General features: G+C 53.3%; 26 protein-coding genes and 1 tRNA gene. 14 read left to right on the top strand and 13 right to left on the bottom strand.

What is annotated here, in order from left to right:
• Positions 1-42 precede the first annotated feature (42 nt).
• The 4 genes from LOC67_RS23560 to LOC67_RS23575 all read right to left on the bottom strand — a co-directional run bounded on the left by LOC67_RS23560 (position 43) and on the right by LOC67_RS23575 (position 2,186).
• Positions 43-669, bottom strand: a complete 627-nt coding sequence (locus LOC67_RS23560; protein WP_230265295.1) for a DUF669 domain-containing protein — start codon at positions 667-669, stop codon at positions 43-45.
• Positions 670-743: 74 nt separating this feature from the next.
• Positions 744-1,088 (bottom strand): hypothetical protein, encoded by a 345-nt coding sequence (locus tag LOC67_RS23565; RefSeq protein WP_230265296.1) that lies wholly within the window; start codon positions 1,086-1,088, stop codon positions 744-746.
• Between the two features lie 59 nt (positions 1,089-1,147).
• Positions 1,148-1,906: an ATP-binding protein gene (locus tag LOC67_RS23570; protein ID WP_230265297.1), complete on the bottom strand. Its 759-nt coding sequence runs from the start codon at positions 1,904-1,906 to the stop codon at positions 1,148-1,150.
• Positions 1,890-2,186 carry a helix-turn-helix domain-containing protein gene (locus tag LOC67_RS23575; protein WP_230265298.1) on the bottom strand — a complete coding sequence of 99 codons (297 nt, stop codon included), beginning with the start codon at positions 2,184-2,186 and terminating at the stop codon, positions 1,890-1,892. Before LOC67_RS23575 ends, LOC67_RS23570 begins: the two co-directional genes overlap by 17 nt.
• 261 nt (positions 2,187-2,447) lie before the next feature.
• Here LOC67_RS23575 and LOC67_RS23580 point away from each other — a divergent pair, with 261 nt between their 5' ends.
• The 11 genes from LOC67_RS23580 to LOC67_RS23625 all read left to right on the top strand — a co-directional run bounded on the left by LOC67_RS23580 (position 2,448) and on the right by LOC67_RS23625 (position 8,526).
• Positions 2,448-2,717 carry a hypothetical protein gene (locus tag LOC67_RS23580; RefSeq protein ID WP_230265299.1) on the top strand — a complete coding sequence of 90 codons (270 nt, stop codon included), beginning with the start codon at positions 2,448-2,450 and terminating at the stop codon, positions 2,715-2,717.
• A gap of 77 nt (positions 2,718-2,794) precedes the next feature.
• Positions 2,795-2,917, top strand: coding sequence for a hypothetical protein (locus LOC67_RS27455; protein WP_261367088.1), 123 nt, complete (start codon positions 2,795-2,797; stop codon positions 2,915-2,917).
• 271 nt (positions 2,918-3,188) lie between these two features.
• Complete coding sequence (locus LOC67_RS23585) at positions 3,189-3,443, top strand: hypothetical protein (protein WP_230265300.1); 255 nt, start codon at positions 3,189-3,191, stop codon at positions 3,441-3,443.
• A 196-nt stretch (positions 3,444-3,639) separates the two neighbouring features.
• Entirely contained in the window at positions 3,640-4,281 is a 642-nt protein-coding gene (locus LOC67_RS23590) for a SprT-like domain-containing protein (RefSeq protein ID WP_230265301.1), read from the top strand.
• On the top strand, positions 4,281-4,847 hold the full coding sequence (locus tag LOC67_RS23595; RefSeq protein ID WP_230265302.1) for a hypothetical protein: 567 nt from the start codon (positions 4,281-4,283) through the stop codon (positions 4,845-4,847). The genes LOC67_RS23590 and LOC67_RS23595 overlap by 1 nt, the downstream gene beginning before the upstream one ends.
• Positions 4,837-5,157 carry a hypothetical protein gene (locus LOC67_RS23600; protein WP_230265303.1) on the top strand — a complete coding sequence of 107 codons (321 nt, stop codon included), beginning with the start codon at positions 4,837-4,839 and terminating at the stop codon, positions 5,155-5,157. The genes LOC67_RS23595 and LOC67_RS23600 overlap by 11 nt, the downstream gene beginning before the upstream one ends.
• Positions 5,154-6,038: a DNA-methyltransferase gene (locus LOC67_RS23605; RefSeq protein WP_230265304.1), complete on the top strand. Its 885-nt coding sequence runs from the start codon at positions 5,154-5,156 to the stop codon at positions 6,036-6,038. The genes LOC67_RS23600 and LOC67_RS23605 overlap by 4 nt, the downstream gene beginning before the upstream one ends.
• Positions 6,039-6,221: 183 nt before the next feature.
• On the top strand, positions 6,222-6,725 hold the full coding sequence (locus LOC67_RS23610; protein WP_230265305.1) for a DUF6884 domain-containing protein: 504 nt from the start codon (positions 6,222-6,224) through the stop codon (positions 6,723-6,725).
• Positions 6,726-6,761: 36 nt separating this feature from the next.
• Positions 6,762-7,091, top strand: a complete 330-nt coding sequence (locus LOC67_RS23615; RefSeq protein WP_230265306.1) for a hypothetical protein — start codon at positions 6,762-6,764, stop codon at positions 7,089-7,091.
• Between the two features lie 18 nt (positions 7,092-7,109).
• On the top strand, positions 7,110-7,613 hold the full coding sequence (locus LOC67_RS23620) for a hypothetical protein (RefSeq protein ID WP_230265307.1): 504 nt from the start codon (positions 7,110-7,112) through the stop codon (positions 7,611-7,613).
• Between the two features lie 241 nt (positions 7,614-7,854).
• On the top strand, positions 7,855-8,526 hold the full coding sequence (locus tag LOC67_RS23625; RefSeq protein WP_230265308.1) for a hypothetical protein: 672 nt from the start codon (positions 7,855-7,857) through the stop codon (positions 8,524-8,526).
• 183 nt (positions 8,527-8,709) lie between these two features.
• Here the strand turns inward: LOC67_RS23625 and LOC67_RS23630 are convergent, their stop codons facing one another.
• Positions 8,710-9,861: a tyrosine-type recombinase/integrase gene (locus LOC67_RS23630; protein WP_230265309.1), complete on the bottom strand. Its 1,152-nt coding sequence runs from the start codon at positions 9,859-9,861 to the stop codon at positions 8,710-8,712.
• A gap of 106 nt (positions 9,862-9,967) precedes the next feature.
• Here LOC67_RS23630 and LOC67_RS23635 point away from each other — a divergent pair.
• Positions 9,968-10,041 (top strand) — tRNA-Met (locus LOC67_RS23635).
• 513 nt (positions 10,042-10,554) lie between these two features.
• Positions 10,555-11,868 (top strand): hypothetical protein, encoded by a 1,314-nt coding sequence (locus LOC67_RS23640; protein ID WP_230265310.1) that lies wholly within the window; start codon positions 10,555-10,557, stop codon positions 11,866-11,868.
• 122 nt (positions 11,869-11,990) lie between these two features.
• On the opposite strand, the gene LOC67_RS23645 is transcribed toward LOC67_RS23640, so the two are convergent.
• From LOC67_RS23645 to LOC67_RS23675, 7 genes are all read right to left on the bottom strand, one after another.
• The gene (locus LOC67_RS23645) at positions 11,991-12,209 is read right to left on the bottom strand and encodes a hypothetical protein (RefSeq protein ID WP_230265311.1); all 219 of its coding nucleotides are present in this window, start codon (positions 12,207-12,209) and stop codon (positions 11,991-11,993) included.
• Between the two features lie 6 nt (positions 12,210-12,215).
• A complete protein-coding gene (locus tag LOC67_RS23650; RefSeq protein WP_230265312.1) occupies positions 12,216-13,247 on the bottom strand; it encodes a sugar kinase in 1,032 nt (343 codons plus the stop codon).
• A gap of 82 nt (positions 13,248-13,329) precedes the next feature.
• Positions 13,330-14,013: a bifunctional 4-hydroxy-2-oxoglutarate aldolase/2-dehydro-3-deoxy-phosphogluconate aldolase gene (gene eda / locus LOC67_RS23655; protein WP_230265313.1), complete on the bottom strand. Its 684-nt coding sequence runs from the start codon at positions 14,011-14,013 to the stop codon at positions 13,330-13,332.
• Between the two features lie 78 nt (positions 14,014-14,091).
• Entirely contained in the window at positions 14,092-14,961 is an 870-nt protein-coding gene (locus LOC67_RS23660; RefSeq protein ID WP_230265314.1) for a hypothetical protein, read from the bottom strand.
• Positions 14,962-15,254: 293 nt separating this feature from the next.
• Positions 15,255-16,142, bottom strand: coding sequence for a hypothetical protein (locus LOC67_RS23665; protein ID WP_230265315.1), 888 nt, complete (start codon positions 16,140-16,142; stop codon positions 15,255-15,257).
• Positions 16,121-16,945, bottom strand: a complete 825-nt coding sequence (gene folE2 / locus LOC67_RS23670; RefSeq protein ID WP_230265316.1) for a GTP cyclohydrolase FolE2 — start codon at positions 16,943-16,945, stop codon at positions 16,121-16,123. The genes LOC67_RS23665 and folE2 overlap by 22 nt, the downstream gene beginning before the upstream one ends.
• 637 nt (positions 16,946-17,582) lie before the next feature.
• Positions 17,583-19,325: a tetratricopeptide repeat protein gene (locus tag LOC67_RS23675; protein ID WP_230265317.1), complete on the bottom strand. Its 1,743-nt coding sequence runs from the start codon at positions 19,323-19,325 to the stop codon at positions 17,583-17,585.
• A gap of 159 nt (positions 19,326-19,484) precedes the next feature.
• Between LOC67_RS23675 and LOC67_RS23680 the strand changes: the two genes are divergently transcribed.
• On the top strand, positions 19,485-20,192 hold the full coding sequence (locus tag LOC67_RS23680) for a DUF2293 domain-containing protein (protein WP_230265318.1): 708 nt from the start codon (positions 19,485-19,487) through the stop codon (positions 20,190-20,192).
• Positions 20,193-20,316: 124 nt separating this feature from the next.
• Here the strand turns inward: LOC67_RS23680 and LOC67_RS23685 are convergent, their stop codons facing one another.
• The gene (locus LOC67_RS23685) at positions 20,317-21,018 is read right to left on the bottom strand and encodes a DUF1080 domain-containing protein (RefSeq protein WP_230265319.1); all 702 of its coding nucleotides are present in this window, start codon (positions 21,016-21,018) and stop codon (positions 20,317-20,319) included.
• Positions 21,019-21,199: the final 181 nt, after the last annotated feature.

A 21,199-nucleotide genomic window follows, 5' to 3' on the forward strand; every position in this document is an offset into this window, starting at 1 on the left:
CCTGATGCGATCTGATTAGGAATCGCTCACACCAACCGTTTACTAGCGCTGCTGCTGCGCGAACGCAGCTGCGTTGCCGGTCGGTTGCTGATACTGCTGGCCTTGCTGCTGCTGGCCTTGCTGCTGCTGGCCTTGATTCCAGTTGCCTTGGGCTTGCCCTTGGTTCTGGTACTGCGTCTGACCTTGGGCTTGCTGTTGTTGCTGCCCCTGGTTCTGATTCCAGTTGCCTTGAGCCTGCGATTGGCTTGGCTGCTGGCTCAGCGGTTTGACGTCCTCGACCGCGTTGGATTCGAAGAACTTGTTGGGGTCGTTCCTGTCCTTATCCTTGACGCAGATCACCGAGATGATGCATGGTCGGTTGTGCGTTTCGCATGTGTCGCCGGGGTTAAGCACGCCGACAGCACGACACTGCGCACCAAACAGGTTGCGACCCGTATCGCACTTCGACCTGTCCTTCTTGGTCCACCATGCATCGGTCCAGATCTTGCGACCTTCATACGGACCTTCGATGATGCGGTGAGTGAGCTTCAGAAGCTCTGCGCCCGATTGGAATTTCATCAGATCGGAATCTTCCAGCACTGCCTTGTAGTCGCCATTGGGCAACAACTTGCGAGTGACTACTTCGTCGGTCTTGGTTGGATCAAACCCAGAGTCGATCAAACTTGCCATCAGTCTTCACCTATCAGTCCTGTTCAGGACTACGAGAAACAAAAAAAAACTTAAAACGGTAGTGAGGCTGTTTGCTACAGCGTTGGTTCGTCGCTTTCGTCGCGGACGGGTGCCACGGTTTCCTTGGCGGGTTCTTCGGGTTCCGCCTGCGGTTCTGGAGACGGGTCGAAGTCCTTGCCGTCCGACCACTCGATCGCCAGCAATGCAGCTGTCGCAATGCCGATCATGCAGTCGCGAAGCAGCGTGGACTTGCGGTCCCGGCTAACGTGCATGCCGACCTTGGTGCAAACAATTCCCTGCATGATCGTGGCAAGGAATGGCGACCAGGAAGTTGGACTCTTTGAGAATGTCGCTTGGTTCGCTTGGTCGACGATCTCTTCAAGGATCAAAGCACGCTTGTGGAAATCAGAACTCGTCATGATGAAACCTTTGTGGTTACAGGGGTGTGGTGTGGTTGGTGATTGATTCGAAGCAGCTGCTAGGCTACTTGGCTTGGAAGCGGTGGCAGGTACTGCATGTACTCCTTGAAGTCAGCGGTCATCTCTTCCGGCAGACCGAGTCGGTTCTTGGCTTGCCAACCAGGACGCTCGACCGTCTTGATCACACGCTCGCCACTGCCGGTTGCAACGGTGCGATCCCTCCCGAACGATTCTTCGCTCTTGCGGGTGTAGACCTTGTACTGACCGAACAGAACTTCATCTGCCCATTCCTGCAGCAACGCAGAAGTCCGCTTGTGAAGCTTTGGAAGGTAGCGGTCGTAAGATTCGCCCTCTGGTGAATCGAACCGCTTAATGTCGCAGTGCGCCGTGAAGATGACATGCATCCCGCGATCACGCAGACCATTGCAGGCTTTCAAGAACCGCATGAATTGGCGTTCCGCCAAGTCATAGCCCTTGTTAAACCCTGCATCGGCGATCGACGAGATGCCCTTCTTGTTGCAGACATCATTCCAGTTCAGCTGTTCCAGCCAGTCTGCGCTGTCGATGATCGCGGTGCCGAAACCGTGACTGGACTGGTCATGCCCCAGTTCCATCACAGCTTGCATGATCGTGTTGTAATCCGTGAACAGCGGAAACGATGGACAGTCAATGTCCGCGTTGCCGTCCTCAGTCGGAAGGAAGATTGGCCGATACCACTGTGATGACCATGTCGACTTGCCCCAGCCATGAATGCTGTAGATGACAGTTCGGCGCGGTCGAGCTACGCGACCAGGGATAATGCTATCGAGCAGTCCCATTAAGCAGTGCCTCGAAATTGCGGGGAATGTCCCTGCGTTTCTTCTTTGGCTTGGGCGCTTCTGATTGCATTGAACGCAATTCAATGAACCGTTTAATTGATTCGCTTTTGTACCGAATCATCGGTTTAGAAGATGTCCGAAGTGAAATGTCGACTGCGACCAGATCACCGGAATTACGAAGTCGTCGCACATGCTTTTCATCAACGCATAGCAAGTCGGCGACTTGTGATTGCGTATAGAGAGCGTTGGGTGACAAACAGTCGTTATGGGTGGAATCCATCACAACAACAACAAAGAGATCCGCAGCAAAATAAACTTTCGCTGCATGCTAAGAATCAGACATGCCTTGTTCAGGACTATTTTCGGAGGATGCCGGAATAGCCGATAATGCTATGGCGGCAAGTCCTTGCATAACCTAGACTTAGCAGCCTAAACATTTTTATTCAGGAAAAAACAGCCCTAAGAGGGTGCCAAACTAGCCCTGTCAAGATAGAGTATTTGACACGTTTGGTCATAAGTACCCCATCACCCCCAGTTCGATATGCCACGCAATCCAGAAAAGACCGAGCAGATGAGTCCCGAGGAACGACGCTCATACGCGCGTCGCCTACGTGAAGCAGCTGACGCGATCGAAGCACTGCACGATGTCGTGGGGCACGAGACGACCGCGTGGGTGTTCCGCAAGCCATCGCTGGTTGATGGACTTCGTCGCGTCGAGTCATTCTCGCGAGACGCTCGTCGTACGATTAACCAAGTAATCGCCGGACGACCGCTAAAGAAAAGCAGCTCGAAAGACGACTTAAACAGTTAATCTCAGAAAACAGTCTTGATCTTGGCTGTGAGATCGCTACATTTGGCTGCTCAGTCGTTTAACTAGCGGAGAGAGTCATGGATGACACATCAATGGTCGCGGAGTACAAGCGTGTGACTCGCGACAGTATGGTGGCACATGTCGTGTTCGATGTATGGCTGATCGCAGGAGTGATCGCCGTTCTTTTTTTTACGCTCTAACAGTCCTGATCAAGACAGATGAAGAAGCACAAGCTTATCAAGCATATCAGCGGATTGATCAATGATGCTGGTATGAAGGTGGTCAACGTACGATGCAATGGTCACCTTCACTTCACCGTTGAAGCGAATAGCCAGCGTCGGAAGCTTCACTTTTCTTCCACGACAAGTGACCATCGCGCTATTAAGAACATTAGAGCTACATGCAACAGAATCGGCGCAGAGATGTGTGCCTGATCCTTTGCTACGACCACCCCAGTCCTGAACAAGACTAATGTTGAAGCTGATCACCGAAGCAAGCAATGCCCCGGCTAACACGAAAGTGAAGTGTCCTGCACATGGGACAGGCGACTTTATCGTCCGCCATCACATCGATCGCTGGGGAAGCACCTACACGAGCATCGAAGACCATCGCGGCAAGACAAAGGCGATTGTCGACAAGACGCCTGTCGAGATCACCATCGAGAAAAACAACCCGCACACGCGATGGCTCGCTGAAGCAACCTTCATCGGTGCGACCAGCAATTAACCGATGGCGAAACGACGCTCATCGAAAAGCAAAGCGACCTGCAACAACTGCGGTCAACCAACCCATTCAAAGCTGATCGATCGCGGATCTCACGTTGAAAGCGTTCCGCAAACGATCTGCAAACGATGCCAATGCGGCAAGTGCGACTATCCCGGCTTGTCGATGTTCTGCTACTGCAAACCACCTTACACAGACAATGGCAAAGAGCAAACAACGTCCAACTGCTGACACGTTCAGCACACTGCAAGAAGCGTACGACTTTTTTAATGATCAGTTGTGGGGCGGCAAGCTTCCACAGTGCATGCTCCTGGTACATCGCAAAGCGGGCGCGCATGGCTACTATTGGCCGATGCAATTCAAGGGTCCACGCGGGAAGCGGATCGACGAGATCGCATTGTCACCCGAGTCGATGGAGCGTACCGACCGCGAAGTCCTGTCGACGCTCGTGCACGAGATGGCGCACCTGTGGCAGCACCACTTCGGATCTCCGAGTGCCGGTTACCACAATGCGGAGTGGGCGGATGAGATGGATCGACTTGGACTGCCCGCTTCGGACACTGGGGAGCCAGGTGGTAAGCGTACCGGCAAGTCGATGTCGCACTACATCAAACGCAATGGACTGTACGCCAAAGCGTTCACGCAGTGGCGCAAAAAGAAACGCAAGCTGAAGTATTGCGCCGACGCTGCATTCGGCGATGGCGAGAAGGCTGCGCGAAAACGCGCGAGCAAGACCAAGTACACATGCCCTGAATGCGGACAGAACGCATGGGCTAAGCCTGCGGCGAAGATCGACTGCGGCGACTGCGGATTCGAGCTTGAACCAGAGGAACAAGGCTGATGCGACTTGTTAGTGTCCTCTGTGTTTCACCGACCAGCAACTACAAGCTGATCGATGGTGTCGATGTTTTCGATGCAGAGCGTGACTGCATGACGTTTGACGGCAGCACACCGATCGTCGCGCATCCCCCTTGTCGCGCATGGTCTGCGTTCTGTCGGCATCAAGCGAAACCAGATCCAGGCGAGAAGGAACTTGCGCCATGGTGCGTCGAGCAGCTGCGTCATTGCGGTGGTGTGCTGGAGCATCCCGCGTATTCGAAGCTCTGGGACGAACTCGATCTACCCAAGCCGAATGAACCACCGCGTGATGGCCTTTGGTCGATGTGGGTGAATCAGTCCTGGTGGGGCGATCGGCGAATCAAGAACACTTGGCTGCTTGTTTCCGGTCGAGATCCACGCGCAGTCGAGACGCCTCTGTCGCTTCACGGTGGAGTCTGCAGCACTGCAGCGTGGAACTCGATGAGCAAACACAACCGAGCATCAACACCGCTGGCGATGGCGCAGTGGTTGGTTGATCAAGCACGACAAACAACACTTAACCCCGAGGAATTGCTCTGTGCAAATTGAACTAACACTCGACGAATGTGGCGACTTCTACACGCATGATGGCATGCCTTTCATGTGTGAAGACGGTGCCCGTGAGTTCTTTGAGATTCCTGATAGTGTCACACGGATCTGGGTGGTCATGTCGACTGACTCACAGATCGGCTACGAGGTTGCTATGGGTGGTGAAAAACTACTCGTACATCAGTCTGATGGATGGCTGAACCGTGTCCGCGTGTACTACCGCTTGCAGATGTTCGTAAGGTCAGCATGTCGTCTCGACCTGACTTGTCTTGAACTCTATTACGAAGAACCAGAGGCGATTGAAGAATGAGTACCATCGAAGTTCACAAGGCGGATGCCGAGACGTTCCAGACCAGCGAGCTACACCCTGGTTTCAATCTGGCGTTTCTCGATCCACCGTTCAACATCGGCCAGGACTATCTCGGCTACCACGATCGCCGGAACCTCGATGACTTCGAGTCATCTATCCATGACGCGATCGCAAACACCAAGTCGCTGATGCGGCACGGTGGGATCATCGCGCTGCATGGTCCTGATGACATGGCTGACTTGTATCTTCGCTCTGCTCGATCACTGGGGATGCATCGGATCGAATGGGTTATCTGGCACTATCGCTTTGGCATGGGCGGCAAGCTCGAAACCAAGCGACAGTTCACTGATTCGTTCTGTCACTGCATCATCTTTATGGTCGGTCCACAGAACCACCGCTGGACGTTCAATGGCGAAGCTGTCGCGGTCGAGAGTGATCGCAAAGCGATCTACAACGACAAGCGCACTCGCGATGGCAATGGCGGCATGCGGGTTCCGTCTGATGTCTGGGGATTACCTAGCGACGGTCCTTACTGGGGTCGCGTCCAAGGTACAAGTCGCGAGCGCATGGCAGGACGTCCGAACCAGCTGCCCGAAGTCTACCTCGAGCGCCTGATCAAGGCTTACACCAACACAGGCGATCACGTTTACGATCCGTATGGCGGAACAGGAACAACAGCTGTCGTCGCACAAGCACTTGATCGCAACTGCGTGACACTGGATATCACCGATCACGCGGTGGCAACCATTCACGAGCGTCTTAAACGCGGAGCTATCCGCATCACTTCATCAACTACGGAACCTTCCGATGTCACTGCTATCGAAACCGATCAAGAACCAGAGCCTAGTCAATCAGGCGAAAGCGTTCTGTCGCCTGCATAGCCTGCCGGTCACGGGCATCGTTGTATTCAGCAATGGCGCACCGATCGAATGGCAGCACAACCGACCGTCCATCATGAACAAGTCAATGGGTGACATCGCTGTTCGGATCAGCGATGGCGAAGCGTGGGAAGCTCGCAAGAGCGATGCAAACAACAATCCAACTAAGTGGGAGTCGTACAACTAATGAACCGTCGAATCGTATTGATCGGGTGCAGCAAAACGAAGCTACCCTACAAGCCAGAACGTCGTCGCGGTGGTCGACTGTATCCAACGGAGTTGTACGGCGGCGACCTGTTCCCAAAACGGGTCGCGTATGCCGAGTCTCGCAACTTGCCCTGGATGGTCCTGTCAGCCGAGTATGGCGTATGGAATCCGAACCAGGAACGCAAACCGTATGACACGGCATTCAGTGATCTGTCACCAGCAGATCGCGCCGATTGGCACGCTCGCGTGGCATACCATGTCATCCAAGAATTGTTTGAACCGTTCGAAGTTGGCGAAGCCAATCGACCGCTCACGCCATCTGAGCTGACTGTCGAGATCCATGCCGGTCGAGACTACGCAGAACCGCTCGCCACGATCCTTACCGCTCTTGGCATCAACGTCGAGCTACCGTGCAAGGGACTTGCTATCGGCCAGCAAAAGAAGCTCTACGCATCAGGCAGTCTGTCTCCAGCAGCTGCGTGACCTGTTCGATCAACACCCATCAACCTTGGATTTAACATGGACTTTCATGCTGAAATGCTTAATAGGTTTTTTGTCTCAGTGGTGATGCCAGCGCTCCCTTGGCTGTTCTGGTTGGCAATCCTGTTCTTCGCACTCTATCTGGTGCTTCTGATCGCGTGCGTCTTTCGGTGTGCGATCAGTTTCCTTAACCCATTCGAAGACTACGAAGTCGAGTACGCACCGGATTTACATTCCGCAAATAACGTCATTCAGTTCGTTGACTCGAAACGTCGCCAAGTGATTGATACGCAGGGAAAGCCAGGACACCGCTTCTACGTTCGTCGACTTCGAATTTGGGGATACGGCAAGACTAACAAAGTAGCATAACCAACCAGGAATGATTTCATGAATCACAAAACAGATATCGAGCACTTCATGCGATACGCATATCAGATCGCTCGATATTCCACTGATGACAGCACCCAGAACGGCGCTGTTCTGATTTCCCCAGACTCCACCGGAAAATACTACGCCGTGTCGTCTGGCAATAACAACTTCCCAGATGGATTCAAGGCGGAACCGGAGCACTTAGAACGCCCTCGCAAATACAACTTCCGAAAACACGCTGAATGGGAAGCGGTTACTGGGGTTGACTGGAACCTTGCAAGGGCAAGCGTGCTGATCTGCCCCTTCGCTGCCTGCTCCATCTGCGCCAGGGCTATCGTGATGAGCGGATGCCTTCACATGATCGTTCATAAGCAAAGGATGGAGATCGCGCACGGGAAGTGGATCGACGAGATCAAGGACGGTAATTACATCCTCGACTGCGCAGGTGTGACACGCTCAGAGTTTGACGGGGTTCTCGGTTGTGAACCGATCCTTGCCGACGGCAAGCTCTGGACCCCTTAGTGATAACTGAACTCCTGACGACTAGGTAGCGAATAATGGACGACGACGAATTACCAGTGATTGAAAGCCAGTGCTGTCGCAACTGCGATCACTGGCTCAAATCTCGCGGCACAGCCGACATCGGGGTCTGCATGCTTTACGCAGAAGACTTCTGGGGGTGCGAAGGCGATGACTGCTCATCGTACGAAGCACGCGGAACGCAATTTGACAACGCAATGACCAAAGCACACGAGGGAAGGAATTGATCAACACACCACACTTTACAATCCGCGAATGGAAGTTTCCGAAGACTCCATTCGTCACCTACGAGAAGTCAGATGAAGCGTGGGCTATCCCACTGAAGATCGGCAAGTGGGTTGAACGTAAGGTCACGGCAGAACAAATTCGCCGGATGATCCAGGCCAAGCTCGATGGCGAAGCAAAGGTCACCGTCTGCTATGAAAGCCTTGATGGATGGGAAGGTTTCATCTTTAAGTGGCAAGAAACCATCAACAGCAAGTTGTATGCTCAAAGGTACTCTGTCAGCATGTCATCAATCGATTGGCTTGGTGGCAATTACATCATCGACCGTGCTCACGAGAAGTTTAATGTGCAACGCAGCAAGCTGATCAAGCAGGCCGACCAGCAACGCCGAGAAGACTTCACTTCCAACCCGTCACGCAGCCGGGTTGTGATCGATGGAGTCGAGCTTGCAGCAGAGAATGTCTCGATCGACTTCGGCGCTGTCGAATGCAGCCCTCCGAACAGTAGCATCTACAAACGCCAAATTGCTGGTCGTGCGGTCCGACCGACCATCACGATCACAACACCAACCAGCAATGCCCACAAGTGGCTTATGAACCATTATCCACAGCCTGACGGTCAGCCATTCCTGCGGGAACATGAGAACGTCTGGTATCCTCCCCGCGACTAGCGACGACGAACCCCTGACCAATCATCACTACGCCACCCATCAGCCATAGTTGCAGTTGGGTGGCGTAGCTCGTTTCTAGGATGATCGCCAGATCCACTTCATCGAGTCTGGTCACCTTCGTCATCGTCATTGCTGCAAGCGAGTAGGCGACCATCAGTCCGCCGACAACCCAGAATCCGTATTTCATCTCTTGCTATTCTTTAGCGGTTCCAAAAGCCATTCGCGGACAGTTTCCGCAACACGCTCTAATCTAGCGTCCGAGATCCGCTGGCGGTAGCGGCTCGACATCGAGTTGTCGTCATGCCCCATCACTAGCGAGATCGCAGGGAAGTCGCCAGACTCTTCCGCGACAGTCTGAAACGTGCGTCGCAGGGAATAGAAACCGACGCCATGCCGATAGTGACCAAGCAGTTTTAAGATCTTGCGAAATTCTGCCGAGATCGGGCATGCCGAGTCCTTGCCTTCCCAGCTGTTTCCGTATTTGGTTCGGAACACCAGCTGGTCGCCGGTCTGCCGCGTTCCATCGTACGATCCCCCGCAAGCTTTGATCGCCTCCATCGTTTCTGGCCAAAGCTTTGCTCGTCGCTCGATGCCTGTCTTGGGTCGCGGATAGTCGAGCCATCCTTCGCGCCAGTCGATGTGACGCAGCTGCAGCTTGCTGCAGTCTGAGTTGCCGAGTCCCGCGTTGATGCCCAGCAGTATCATTGCCGAGATCGGATCTTTACTCGCGCCAGCTGTTTCGAGGATTGCAAACGCCGACAAGCTCTGATCACCCTTCTCGGCTCGTTCCTTCCGCAGCACTTTGCGTCCTGGTTTCTTGAACGCATTACCCACCGAGATTGGCTGCTCGATCTCCATCACCCCCTTTGGACCGATGTGATTGATCACAGCCATGACGCGACCAATCTCATTGCCAAGCGAGTTCAGGTTACGAGACTTCCCAAGCTTGACGCGGAACTCAGCGAAGTCAGCCGGGCGAAGATCCTCGATCGACCTGCTCGGGCCGAAGTGCTTGATGATCCGCTCGCAAGTCTTCTTGTAGTCTCGGAACGTGCGCTCGACGATCTCCTTCGTCTTCACCTTGCCCTTGCAGTGATTGATGAAGATGTCACACATATCAAGTACCGTCAGGCTACCGTCAGATGACCTTGGCTTGCGTCCTGCGTACAAGTCATCGCGTTCTGCCTGGAATCGTTCAAGCGCAGCCTGCCATCCATCCGACCATGAACCAAAGTAGTGCGTTTTGCCTCTGATCGTTTTAGCCCAACGCCCCGAAGCATGGGCATACATCGGAAAGTCCGGATAGGGCTTGGCAGGTTTCTGTTTCTTTGGCATATTCTCGCTCCCTGACGGTTGACGGTGAGCCAACTACCGTCAAAACTACCGTCAGACGCTTGGCGGTCAAATCTTGAAACGAGAAAAACCCCGGTTTTTCCCGCACGGCGGCATAGCTCAGCTGGTTAGAGCAGCGGAATCATAATCCGCGTGTCGGGGGTTCGAGTCCCTCTGCCGCTATATCGGGGTGAGCCACCCCAAGACAATCAAAGCCGAACACCGAAAACACCGGTGCTCGGCTTTTTTTATGCGCATTCACGTAGGGAACGAGGCGACGAGTCCATATTGTCAGTTGCCGAAATAAGCCGGGACTCGTCGCCTCGTCCACTACCCGTTGAGACCCGGGCAGGTTGAAACACGGAGTAACAGAGTTCACAGAGAATGGCACGCTGGGGCGTTGATCGGGGTTTGATCGCGCTGAACTGTGCTGACAATCACAACTTGACTCTGTGTTCTCGGTGCCTCGGCGTTTCAATATCTACCCGGCTTGGTTGAACGAGTGAAGCTCATGATGTCAGCGTGTTCTTGACGCTTGATTTTATCTCAAGGTTGAGCAACCACTTTCACTCTGCTGCGGTGCTACAGTCTGGATCGGGCTGGATGCTTCGGGACCAAATTGGCTACCTTAGATTGGGTGGGGTACGGGATACTCTGCTCGCGTTTGGCTGTGGTTTTGGGCCTTGAGGGATCAGGATGAGTGCTTACGGTGATCAGCCCGGTGGTGGGTTCAGTAGCGTCGATGGCTACAACGATCTAGCTGGTTCGCAGGCTGAAGAACAGCGGAGAATGCAAGAAGATGAGATGAACCGCCAGCGTCAGGAGCAAGCGGCCAATGATGCTGCGATAATCCAAGCCGAACAGCAAGCCGCCTATGCGCAGCAGCGCACTGAAACATCGCAAGCACGGCGGAACGAACGCCAGCCTTCAAAAAAGAATGTCCGCCAACAACAGCGTCGAAAGGTTTCTAGAGTCAACGCAGCACCACCATCCAAGATCAATCCCGGTTTCGCACTGTTGGGGTTCGTTGTCGCGGGTACTTGGGGCCTAGGTTTGCTCGAAGGTGACGGCAAGGCCTTTGGAGGCATCGTCACGGGGCTGATCGGGGCCTATGTCGCTGGGCATCACTATAAGGTGCTTATCGCTGCCGTTTTGGTTGGTGGCGGATGGTGGTTTCTCAGCCAACCTAACAACGGCAAATCAAATCTGAAATTGCCGGCCATCGCTGACATCCCAGTCGCAAGATCGTCCTCGGTACCGAATCCGGTCTCGATCAATCAATCGCAGCCCAAGCCATCTAAAACCAGGGTTGCCAGTTCGACTGCGAAGTCAGCTAGTCACTTTGGATATCCCGCCAAGCCTTCAATTTTGCTGCGTCCCTACCAGGCGATGAAAACAGATCCGTCCCTGATGCGTCAGTTCAAGGCGGCAATGCTTGAATATGAACAGAGAACAGGGAAGTCCTTTCTAGATGACCATCCATCCATGCGGCAGCCGACTGCTACCACGTTTGACTATTTCTCGAGGTATGGCAACGGAAAGCTACTGGACGGAGAAGTGCCAATGAAGTCCATCCAATCGACGGACAATCTCTGGGAATACAGCAGTCCTCAACTTTGGGAAATCGATCTGCTCGCAACCGTGAAGCAGACCTTCGAGTATTCGTCGATTGATTCAAGTGGTGTATCTCGTGATGGAAAAACGCGGACTTATCCGGGCGAAGGATTGTGCTACCAGCCAATGAACCGCCCGCTCTATCGAAACGGGAATCGCTATACACCTTTCCAAGTTCCCGTGATCGGTGGCGATGTCTGGCGGAACTATGTTCGCTCGGTGTATCAAGCCAAGACCGATGCGGAATTGCTGAAGCTTGACCCATTCAATCTTGCGATCACTCAAACTCATCGCGACACCGCAAAAGCACAATCTGAGTACGAACTTGCAAAGCGTCAGGTCGATGAACGAAGCAACGCCGCCGCATCAGGCCAGCTAGAAGCGAGTCATCGCTAGTGCTTCGTTCCAATTCGAGTTTAGGATTAGCCGTCTGGCGTTAGCCACGGTTTCAGTGCAATAACCGGGCTAAGGCACGTCAGCTGATGACCCGAACTCGTATTTTCATATGGAACGGAGCACTAGCGTCTTCGCAACAGAATGGGGATACCAATCGCGATCGCCGCACCTAACGCAGAGGCTGCGTACGCGATCTGGACAGCTCGACCTGCAAGCGATGCAGGCAAGGGTGGACCACCAGGATTGCGAGACGCGATCGAAATCAAACATCCAAAGATGATCGTTGTCACGCCGACCAAGACTGCGGTGAGTGAAATGGCACGTTTGGTGTGGCTTTTCATACTTTTTTAGCGTTTGATTCGCCCTCCGGACTTCCCTACCTGTGCCTCACGGATCTCTTCTTCGTTGATCAAGCTAAAGTCGCCAGGGATCGTGTGGGCCAGTGCACAGGCCGCGACCGCAAAGTTCAAGCGATCTTTGTGATCGCGGAAGTCATCCGAAGTGATCGCGTAAATCAAAGCGGCCGCGAAAGCGTCACCGGTGCCGATTCGGTCGACGACCGCGTCAATGATGGCTTCTTCGGATTCGACTGTCGTTTCGTCTGTGGTCAAAGTGGCTGAAAATCGCTGCTCGGTCCCGATGCTTCGTCGCCGCGTTTGGATGACATAGCGAATGTTTTGATATGTCGAAGAGACGTCTGCGGCAATCGAAGCCGTTTTCGTTTCCTTGATTTGCAGACGCTCTTCAAAGTCGGTTTGGCCGCCGATCAATAGGTCGACCTGTCCGGCAAGTTTGCGCATCCACTCAGCAGCCAAGTCTGTTTGGGTAACGCTCTCGTGCCATAGCCACAGCTTGGAGCGAAAGTTCATGTCCAGCATGATTTTCACGTCATGAGCTTTCGCGTGACCGATCGCGTCGAGCGTTAGCGCGGCGGCGGACTTCGAAATTGCAGGCGATATTCCGGTCAAGATCAACCAGTCAGTGTTTTTAAAGATCGCATCCCAGTCGAACAGACTTGCAGAGACCTGTGCAAACGCAGAATCAGCACGGTCATAGATGACCTGACCTGGACGCGCTCCGATCGCCTGTTCAACGAAGTACAGACCCATCCTTGAATCATCAACGAGTTCAATGTGATCCGTGTTGACCCGTAGTGATCGAAGCTGCGAAACACATGCCTGTCCGATCGGATTATTTGGTAGCGCGGTCACGTATGTTGCGTCGGCACCAAGGCTGGCCAGCAGAGCGGCGATCGAGGCTTCGGCGCCGCCGAAGTTGAAATCGAGCGATCCTGGCATCGCTTGACGGAAACGCTGGTGACCTGGGGTGCTGAGTCGCCCCATGATTTCGCCAATTGTGACAAAGCGAGTGATCGCCATTTGAAATCTAGCTAGACGGTGTGTTTGTAGGCGGCGAGCCGCTATGGCTGCCCGTTGAAGCGAAACGTGCGATGTGCTGCTATTAAGATGGACTTCGATGTTGCCGGAGAAGCGCATTTAGCGATTGGCATCGTCGGGCAATTTCGTCCCAGTCTTGATCCTGTATCAGATGGCGAGCAGCGATCCATGATCCGCCGACGGAATGCACCAGTTTGGACTGGAAATAGGAGACGACATTCGTTTCATCGATACCGCCGAGCGGGATAAACTTGAGTCCGAGATGTGCGTAAGGGCCGGCAACCGCGTTCAAATACGGCAAGCCTCCGGATGCTTCTGCCGGAAAGAATTTAAGAAGCCTGCAGTCCAAGGAAATCGCTGTTTCGATATCAGAAGGCGTACAGATCCCAGGGGCAAAAGGTAGCCCGACATTTTTGGCCGCTTCAATCGTTGACGGGTTCAGTCCTGGTGAAACGGCAAACGAAGCACCCGAATCGGCAACCTCGACCACTTGATCGGATGATAAGACCGTTCCCGCACCGACAATCAATTCGGGAATCGTCTGTCGGATGCACTTGATTGCTTCGACTGCGATCGGCGTTCGAAGCGTCAGCTCAATCGCTTTGATTCCGTTTTCGAAAAGCGTTTCGGCAAGCGGTCGCACGGCGTCAAGCGAGTCAATCACAACGACAGCGATCAGGCCCGATTCGTGAAGCGATTGGGCCAGTGCGTTTGGGAAGACGCTAGGTGTGTTTTCTGGCGTATGCATCGCAACAGCATACCGTCTGGGACGTGATGCCGTCAGAGACTCTCGTGATCGGCGGCTGTGGACAAAGCAACTGGATTCCTAGTTTGGATCCGCTATCGGAACCGTTTTGTCTTGGAAGCGAAAATAGAGATCATCGGAGTCTCGCCAGCTTGTGTTGGTGGCCGAGCGAACGTTTTTCCAGACTTCCATTTTGTCAAATAGGAGATAGGTCTCTTTGTCAGTCATCCGAATCGGTGCGAATTTCCAAGAGGTTGCCGAAGAGTTCTCCTGGATTGCCTCGACGATGATTCCACATTCCAGGTCGTTGCCAAGATCACCCATCATGCCAAGGATGGCACCGAAACCGCTTTGGCCATCTCGCGAGATCGGGTAGAGCAGTAATGGAGTTGGCAGCACCCGCAATTCCCAGCGTTTTCCAGACGGCTCCAAACAGTAGCCGCTAAACCGCCGCGAGATTTGACGCACTGCCAATCTGAAACGAGTTTCTGTCGGAACCGGAATCGTGACGGCCGGAAGCGTCTGGCGATCTAGCGGCGATTGGGGTTTCCAAAGTGTACCTTCATCGGATCGGGAAACATCCAACCGGATCGGAGACAGTGCATGCATCTCATGGACAACTCGTCGTTGGTAAGGATCATTTTGCCAAGGGAACGAAAAGATAGCCGCAATCGCGACCGGCTCCTGTGACTGTTGCCAAACGAAGACGTGTCCCAATTGACCACTGTTGCGTCGTGAATTGGTCCACTGTGAAAGGGGCGTCTCTCGCAAAGCGATCTTGGAATCCGATTGGCCCTCTAGCTCAAACGAATAGGTTCGTGCCGCGTCCAAGTGGATTGGTAGTAGGCGGTCGAGCGTGATCGAAGTCGGTCCATCGTCTTGGCCGACACAAGCGCTAGATGACTGCCAAGCGAACGCTATCAGAACCAGGCTTACTTGGAACCATCGCATCGAATTGGCCTTTGTAAATTGTCGAACTTTAGCCGCCTGAGTCTGCACCGGCTGATTCGGTTCAACGAAGACTCAATGACGCTACTACACTGGGGCGCTGGGCAACACAGATTCATTGTAGACGGTATGTCTTTGGCCGTGTAATGAAAAGCCATTGTTGTCGCGATCTGGGAAAGGGTTGCAGACAACGGACGAATTGGACAAGAATGGCTATTGTTGGTGTGCGTTCCCGAAAGGCCAAGAAAGGACGACGGTGATCCAGCCAATCACGTTCACACCAAGGCTTTGTCTCGTTATTCCTTGGGCGGAACTTTCGCGGAAGTCGGCGTCGACTCACTTTCGGGTTTCAGCACGTTCATCACACCAGATTCCAGTGCGACTTCGGATTTGGTCACGGCTACTTTTGGATCCGATATCTTGGATTTAGAAATCGCTTCACCGTTCGACGATTGATCGGGAAACTGGCTGAGCAGAACGATCTTTTGCCAAATTTTGCGTGAAAGGCCGGTGCTAAGTTGTTCGATTTCACTGACCGCTGCGACTGCGACAGGATCATCGAAACGCTGAACGTAGAGGGCTGCAATTTTACCGATCAGCGAGAGCATTTCGCTGCAGTAATCAAGGTACCGGTTCAATTCGAAAGCCGTCATTGGATCGGCTGGCGAGTGCGCGGCGGCTTGATAGTTCCCCAATGTCCGTTCTGGATCTTTGGTCAACTGATGCATGTCGATCACGTGAGCGAGTGACCGCAGTTGATGAACCGCAATGAGTGCTCGGCGACGCTTAATCCTGACTTCCAGGGAGAGCAAGAAGTAGATCGTTGCGGCCAAAACGAGTAGGGCATTGGTACCGGCGTCAAACATGCCCAGTAAGTCTGGCCAGCCGAACGATTCGTCTTTGAATCGAACCGAGTGTGTGACGGACCAGACCATCGCACCCACAATCATGACGACAAGCGCGGCAAGGGTGTATCCGACGATGCGGATCCACCAAACCGACTCATTGATCGCACTAGCGGTGACAGCGGAGTGCTCAGCAACTTCGCGAAGTTGTTTGCAAAGACGCGATATCCCTCGACCGGCAAAACGATCTTCGATGCGCTGTTCGAGGGCGACGACGGTTTTGATAATCGCGTCTTCGCGAAGTTGCAGGTCAGAGATCACTTTTGGCGTTTGTCGCATTCGATGAATGCGAAGGCGTTGTGGTTGTGAATCGATTCGTAATTTTCACTACTGCACTGGTACCAAACGATACGGTCGTCGTTGTTTAGGGCGACAGCGAGGTCTCGAACGATATCTTCGACAAATTTAGGATTCTCGTAGGCTCGTTCGGTCACCCATTTTTCGTCAGGACGCTTCAGTACGCTAAATACCTGGGTCGACGCACATTGCTCGATAATCGAGAACAGCTCTTCGATCCAGAAATTGACTCCGTCGGCCATGCGGACCTTGACGGTCATGTCACAACGTTGGTTGTGGGCGCCGTACTCTGAGATCTCCTTGGAGCACGGGCAAAGGCTGGTCGCGGGGACTTTCAGCGTCATGACAAAGTCATCGGTCCCGTTGCTAGCCAGTTCGAACGCAACATCGAAGTCCAGTTTACCGCATTGGCCGGTAACGGGGGCTTTCTTGTTGATGAAGTACGGGAACGAGAGTTCGAGGTAGGCCTCGTCCGATTCCAGCTTTTCCTTCATCCGGTTGGTGACCATCGAAAGGGTGTCGCTGCACAGCTCTTCGTGGAATTCATATAAGACTTCCAAGAACCGAGACATGTGCGTGCCTTTGACATCGTGCGGCAGCGATACAAACATGTTGATCGTCGCGACGGTGTGTAGGAACTCGTTGCCTTGTCCCGAGCCCGGCGTGCGCAGTGAAATCGGGTAACGAACATTGGTCACGCCAACCTTGTTGATATAAACCTGGCGACCGTCTCCGGTGGATTGAATGTCGGGTAGCGGTGTCGATGTGATCGAAGGTTTCGTCATAATTGAAATCAATTGTGCGGATCGGTTGATGCGCGTAATCGATCGAAGAATCGATAGGGATTGAATCCAAACTGAGAGCTGAGGTTTTCTACAGATCAGTCAGTTCGGAAAGCAATCCCTGAGCGCAAGCAGGTTCAAGCCCACTCGGAAAACGCAAGTAGCGACGCCGAGTTCATTGGTTGGGAGTACTGTCTTTGTACGCAGGAAATGTAAAGGGGCCGCAAAGCCTCCGCCGCATTTCGCCGAAACGCAGCCACTCCCAAACACACGTGCAAATTCATTAAGTCGGCTCTTAAACAGTCAAGCTTAGGGAGGCGGCAGCCGCGGGCGAGCCTTCGAAAGCTGGTGGGAGTCGGTCGCAGAAACAGTAGCGATAGCTGTGTATTGAGCTAATACCGCTGTTTTGCCGTTTGCAAAATGCAGACGTCCCAGCCGTACTAGTTTGACGCGTCGGCAACCCCTTCACAATGGGGAGTACCGCAATGCAATCGAATCACCCAGAAAACGACCGAAAATTGCGAATCAGAGATGGTTTCGTCCTCCACCGTTTGGGGTGAAATATGATTGCTGTCGCAGTAAAGCTATGCCGGTCGAAAACTTACCCGGTGAATCTGTCGAGATGAAATCGCGATTCGAATCAGCGAATTTTTGCAGCTTCGGCAAAACACTCTGCCGCAAGTTCGTCCTCCCCCAATTGCGAATGAACTTGCCCAAGTGACATCAGTGCGGTGCGCTGGCGTGGACCCTGACTGACGAAGACAGCCTGCAGCAGATATGTCTTCGCGGCTTGCAACTGACCTTCGCGAGCAAGAAGCTCTCCATAGGGCAATGCGGCACGGTCAAAGCCGCCGCTCTGAAACAGCACCTCGTACTGCTGGAGCCCTTCGGTGAGCTGCCCGAGTTTGACGCAGCAGTCCGCCATAAGGTACTGACTTTCCCCGTCGCCCGGGATTAAACGCAGTGCATCAGTGGCATGTCGTTTCGCCTCACTAAACTTGCCTGCCCAGTGTGTAACTTTTGCGAGGTTCCGGAAGGCAACTCCCTGACGGACGCGGTCAATCGATCCATGAATCACGTCGGAAACTTCCTGAAAGACACCGTCCGTCGGTTGGTTTGTGACAATGCCTTCAGTCGCAAGTTCGTTGACAATCATCCGAGCCAATTCGCCGTGACAATCAATTGTCGGATGCACGTGGTCTAGGAAGTACTCTGCACCAAAACATTGATGACCAAGCTCGGACATCGATTGGCGAGCAAGTAATGATTCGAAGTCAACTTGAATGATTCCCGGTTGTGAACTGAAGCGACGAATCGCTTCGCGAACCTTCGTCGGTGCTCGCAATGGACAAACGTCTTCATCGACTGCGGTTTGAAAACTCAATTCCGCAGTGCTGAATTGTTTCTTGTCGAACATCGCTTTTCCAAGCAGGTAGTTCGCTCCCGCATGCCTGGGTTGGTCACCGACAACCGACTGCAGCATCGCCGTCGCATCTTCGATCGCACCAATGGAAATCAAATCACGAGCCGTTTCTATAGCGTTGTTCAAATCTTGCTTTCGATTAGATACCTGGCTGGCAGCTTCAGCGGTGGGAGACTGCTGCGGTGCAATTTGTTCCGCAAATGTCCCCAGTGATTTGAAGGGTTCGCAATCACGAAGGTTGCTAGCCGGATTGATGATCGCGAGTCTTGCTCCGGCTTGTTCGGCGATCAACTTCATCCGGCCGAGGTTGAATTCCAAGTGGGCGAGAACTCCTTCATGCCACAGGTCATCACGAACATAGCTTGACGGTCCGACGCTGTGGTTGAGCATTTCGTCGACGTCACCGGACAGCTGTGCTGAATCACTTGCTGGTGGTTCTACGATTTGCGTCACCAGCTGCCGTGTAAGTTTTCCGACATAAGTTTTATCCACAGCAGAAGAAAGACGGGGGATCCAAGGAGACTGCTGCCGTTGTTCATCGTAAGTCCGCCATTCCAAGAACTCATTTTGCCCGGTGTAGACAATGAAAAGGTCGATGTCATAGGGAACAAACTGTTCCATCACCGCTGCCACACGGTAGCTGGCATAGCTAATGGCCCCAGCGTTGATGACTTCCCACTTCGTTTTAGGTTCAACGGCAGGAAGCAGCTTCCTCAACCATCCGCAGAAAGAAGTCCCGTCATCGAAGGGACGTCCGTAGGTGGTTGACCCACCCAGGCAAACGATTCGAAAAACATCGGCTGGCTTGTCACGCGAAAACCTCTGCTGGTTGAACCAAACCAGTTTTGCGGAATTGAATTCAACTTCTGATGGTATCGATGAAGGAACAATCAGCGGTACCGATTCAGAAAACCCGACGTATGGGTCCGTGGGGGGCGGTGGACTCCAAACCAATCTCAAGCAAGCCTCGAACGAGGCAAATGCGAAGATCAGCATCAGCGAAGAAAAAACGATTCGTTTCCGGCGACTTAAAGGAGACGCTTGCCGTGGGCGGACCGATTGTGTATCTGATGTTCCCAATAATTCATCACCTGAGAATCTGAAACGACGCTTCTGTTCATGGCAAAGAAACGCACGCAATCTTCTGAAGCTCTCATTGTGTCCCCGGGCCCCTCGGCGAATCAAGTCGTAAACGAAGCCGGCGTGACGCTCTCAGTTCCCGCAGGTTGGGAATTGCTGCCACCCGGCGACGCCGGACTGACACGCCGGGTTAAGGCGGCTGGGCCCAGTTGGACTGTAAAAGAAAAGAAAGGGCGACGCACGTTTTCGAAAGGCGTTTGGGCACCGGCGGAAAATATCAACGCCGCGCGATCGAAACTCGACCAAGAACGCTCAACGGAAGCCTACGCAAAACGGCGTGTTCGTGATGCGGAACGCCGAGACAAAAAACAGGCGGAGTATGTCGAGGATTTCGAAGCAGCCGTCATCGAATTTCTGAACTTCTCGAATGTTTACGCGGACATTGCGAAACGGCTCGCCAAGCTTGTCACCACCCATGCCACACCGGTCGGCAGCGGCACAGTCGCGAGGACAGAAAGGATTCCGATCGAACGTCGGGCAGAGTCGGCTGTCATCGCTTGGATGCGACACCAGACAACAGCCTATGACGACATGGTGATTCCTCGTGTCAAAGGAAAACGGCGTGAAGTCAGGCGGATGTTGGCGGAGCAGTCACGCAAGATCCTTGTCGCGTACCGCCAAGGCGCGGCGATCGATCGGTCAAGCTGTCCGTTGTTCAAGGCCCTAAAATCAGATGCCGCCTCCTGACGAACGTCGCTATTGACGTACGTCATTGATTGTTGCCCGACCCGTTTTGTGCGAACGCTGCACAACGATTGAAGACACATACTCTCTCTTGCTACTGAAAGGGAGAATAGGTTTTGGCAGTTCGCTAAAGTTCACGGATTCGAATCGATCGGAAGTAAAAGACGCTTTGGGGATCATGTGCCTGCAAAGCGATAGCGCCACCTTCGGGATCAATCAGTCTGTGTGCTCTGTCGGGCGCGCGGATCGGTGACTCAGGTTCCGTGTAATCGTTGACGAGCTTGTCATTTAACCAGACGCGAATCTGCTTCCCTTCGACACGGACTCGAACGGTAAACCATTCGGTTTCATCGACCGGAGATTGATCGAGATCAGCGACAGCATAAAGACTTCCGGTTTTGCGTTTTTCCTTTTCGGTGCTATTGAGCTGCACCTCGTAACCTTTGGCGAGGTACTTTTTGCGACGCAAGTCGTAACCGGTGTGGATGAAAAGCCCTGAATTCGAATTCGGTTTGCCGCGGGCGACCAATTCAATTTCAAAGTCTTTGAAAGCCTCAAATGGTTGCTGATGCCCGATAAAAAACAAGTGTGACATCGCGGTTTTGCCATGCGCTTTGATCGCCCCGTCATGAACCGAGAACGATTCGGGAGCCACATTGGCTTTCCAACCTGATAGGTCGCGTCCGTTGAAAAGTTCCCGCCATCCTTCATTGTCACGTTCGTCGGCCATCAGCCCAGGTGATTGCCAGATCACGCTAACTGCAAGCAAGGTGAAAATGTGACATTTGTAAAACACAGCTTTCGGGAGCAGAGCCTGAAATATTGACATCGGTGCTTTGTCGCCAGACGTTGAAAAAGTTGGGGAATTCGAAATGCCTACATCGTATGACGGCGACACTGATATCTGACTCCGTCAAGGCGTACTCGATTATAACCGCTCGACTTCATCGGTATCGACTATCGTTACCAGTGAAACCCAAGCAAGGTCGAGATGAAAGGACTTTCAAAGC

The sequence above is a fragment of the Stieleria sp. JC731 genome, from assembly GCF_020966635.1.
Taxonomy (GTDB): domain Bacteria; phylum Planctomycetota; class Planctomycetia; order Pirellulales; family Pirellulaceae; genus Stieleria.

Coding starts and splice junctions, on each gene's coding strand:
- LOC67_RS23560 (WP_230265295.1), bottom strand. CDS start 669: ATGGCAAGTTTGATCGACTCTGGGTTTGATCCAACCAAGACCGACGAA.
- LOC67_RS23565 (WP_230265296.1), bottom strand. CDS start 1,088: ATGACGAGTTCTGATTTCCACAAGCGTGCTTTGATCCTTGAAGAGATC.
- LOC67_RS23570 (WP_230265297.1), bottom strand. CDS start 1,906: ATGGGACTGCTCGATAGCATTATCCCTGGTCGCGTAGCTCGACCGCGC.
- LOC67_RS23575 (WP_230265298.1), bottom strand. CDS start 2,186: ATGGATTCCACCCATAACGACTGTTTGTCACCCAACGCTCTCTATACG.
- LOC67_RS23580 (WP_230265299.1), top strand. CDS start 2,448: ATGCCACGCAATCCAGAAAAGACCGAGCAGATGAGTCCCGAGGAACGA.
- LOC67_RS27455 (WP_261367088.1), top strand. CDS start 2,795: ATGGATGACACATCAATGGTCGCGGAGTACAAGCGTGTGACTCGCGAC.
- LOC67_RS23585 (WP_230265300.1), top strand. CDS start 3,189: ATGTTGAAGCTGATCACCGAAGCAAGCAATGCCCCGGCTAACACGAAA.
- LOC67_RS23590 (WP_230265301.1), top strand. CDS start 3,640: ATGGCAAAGAGCAAACAACGTCCAACTGCTGACACGTTCAGCACACTG.
- LOC67_RS23595 (WP_230265302.1), top strand. CDS start 4,281: ATGCGACTTGTTAGTGTCCTCTGTGTTTCACCGACCAGCAACTACAAG.
- LOC67_RS23605 (WP_230265304.1), top strand. CDS start 5,154: ATGAGTACCATCGAAGTTCACAAGGCGGATGCCGAGACGTTCCAGACC.
- LOC67_RS23610 (WP_230265305.1), top strand. CDS start 6,222: ATGAACCGTCGAATCGTATTGATCGGGTGCAGCAAAACGAAGCTACCC.
- LOC67_RS23615 (WP_230265306.1), top strand. CDS start 6,762: ATGGACTTTCATGCTGAAATGCTTAATAGGTTTTTTGTCTCAGTGGTG.
- LOC67_RS23620 (WP_230265307.1), top strand. CDS start 7,110: ATGAATCACAAAACAGATATCGAGCACTTCATGCGATACGCATATCAG.
- LOC67_RS23630 (WP_230265309.1), bottom strand. CDS start 9,861: ATGCCAAAGAAACAGAAACCTGCCAAGCCCTATCCGGACTTTCCGATG.
- LOC67_RS23640 (WP_230265310.1), top strand. CDS start 10,555: ATGAGTGCTTACGGTGATCAGCCCGGTGGTGGGTTCAGTAGCGTCGAT.
- LOC67_RS23645 (WP_230265311.1), bottom strand. CDS start 12,209: ATGAAAAGCCACACCAAACGTGCCATTTCACTCACCGCAGTCTTGGTC.
- LOC67_RS23650 (WP_230265312.1), bottom strand. CDS start 13,247: ATGGCGATCACTCGCTTTGTCACAATTGGCGAAATCATGGGGCGACTC.
- eda (WP_230265313.1), bottom strand. CDS start 14,013: ATGCATACGCCAGAAAACACACCTAGCGTCTTCCCAAACGCACTGGCC.
- LOC67_RS23660 (WP_230265314.1), bottom strand. CDS start 14,961: ATGCGATGGTTCCAAGTAAGCCTGGTTCTGATAGCGTTCGCTTGGCAG.
- LOC67_RS23665 (WP_230265315.1), bottom strand. CDS start 16,142: ATGCGACAAACGCCAAAAGTGATCTCTGACCTGCAACTTCGCGAAGAC.
- folE2 (WP_230265316.1), bottom strand. CDS start 16,945: ATGACGAAACCTTCGATCACATCGACACCGCTACCCGACATTCAATCC.
- LOC67_RS23680 (WP_230265318.1), top strand. CDS start 19,485: ATGGCAAAGAAACGCACGCAATCTTCTGAAGCTCTCATTGTGTCCCCG.
- LOC67_RS23685 (WP_230265319.1), bottom strand. CDS start 21,018: ATGTCAATATTTCAGGCTCTGCTCCCGAAAGCTGTGTTTTACAAATGT.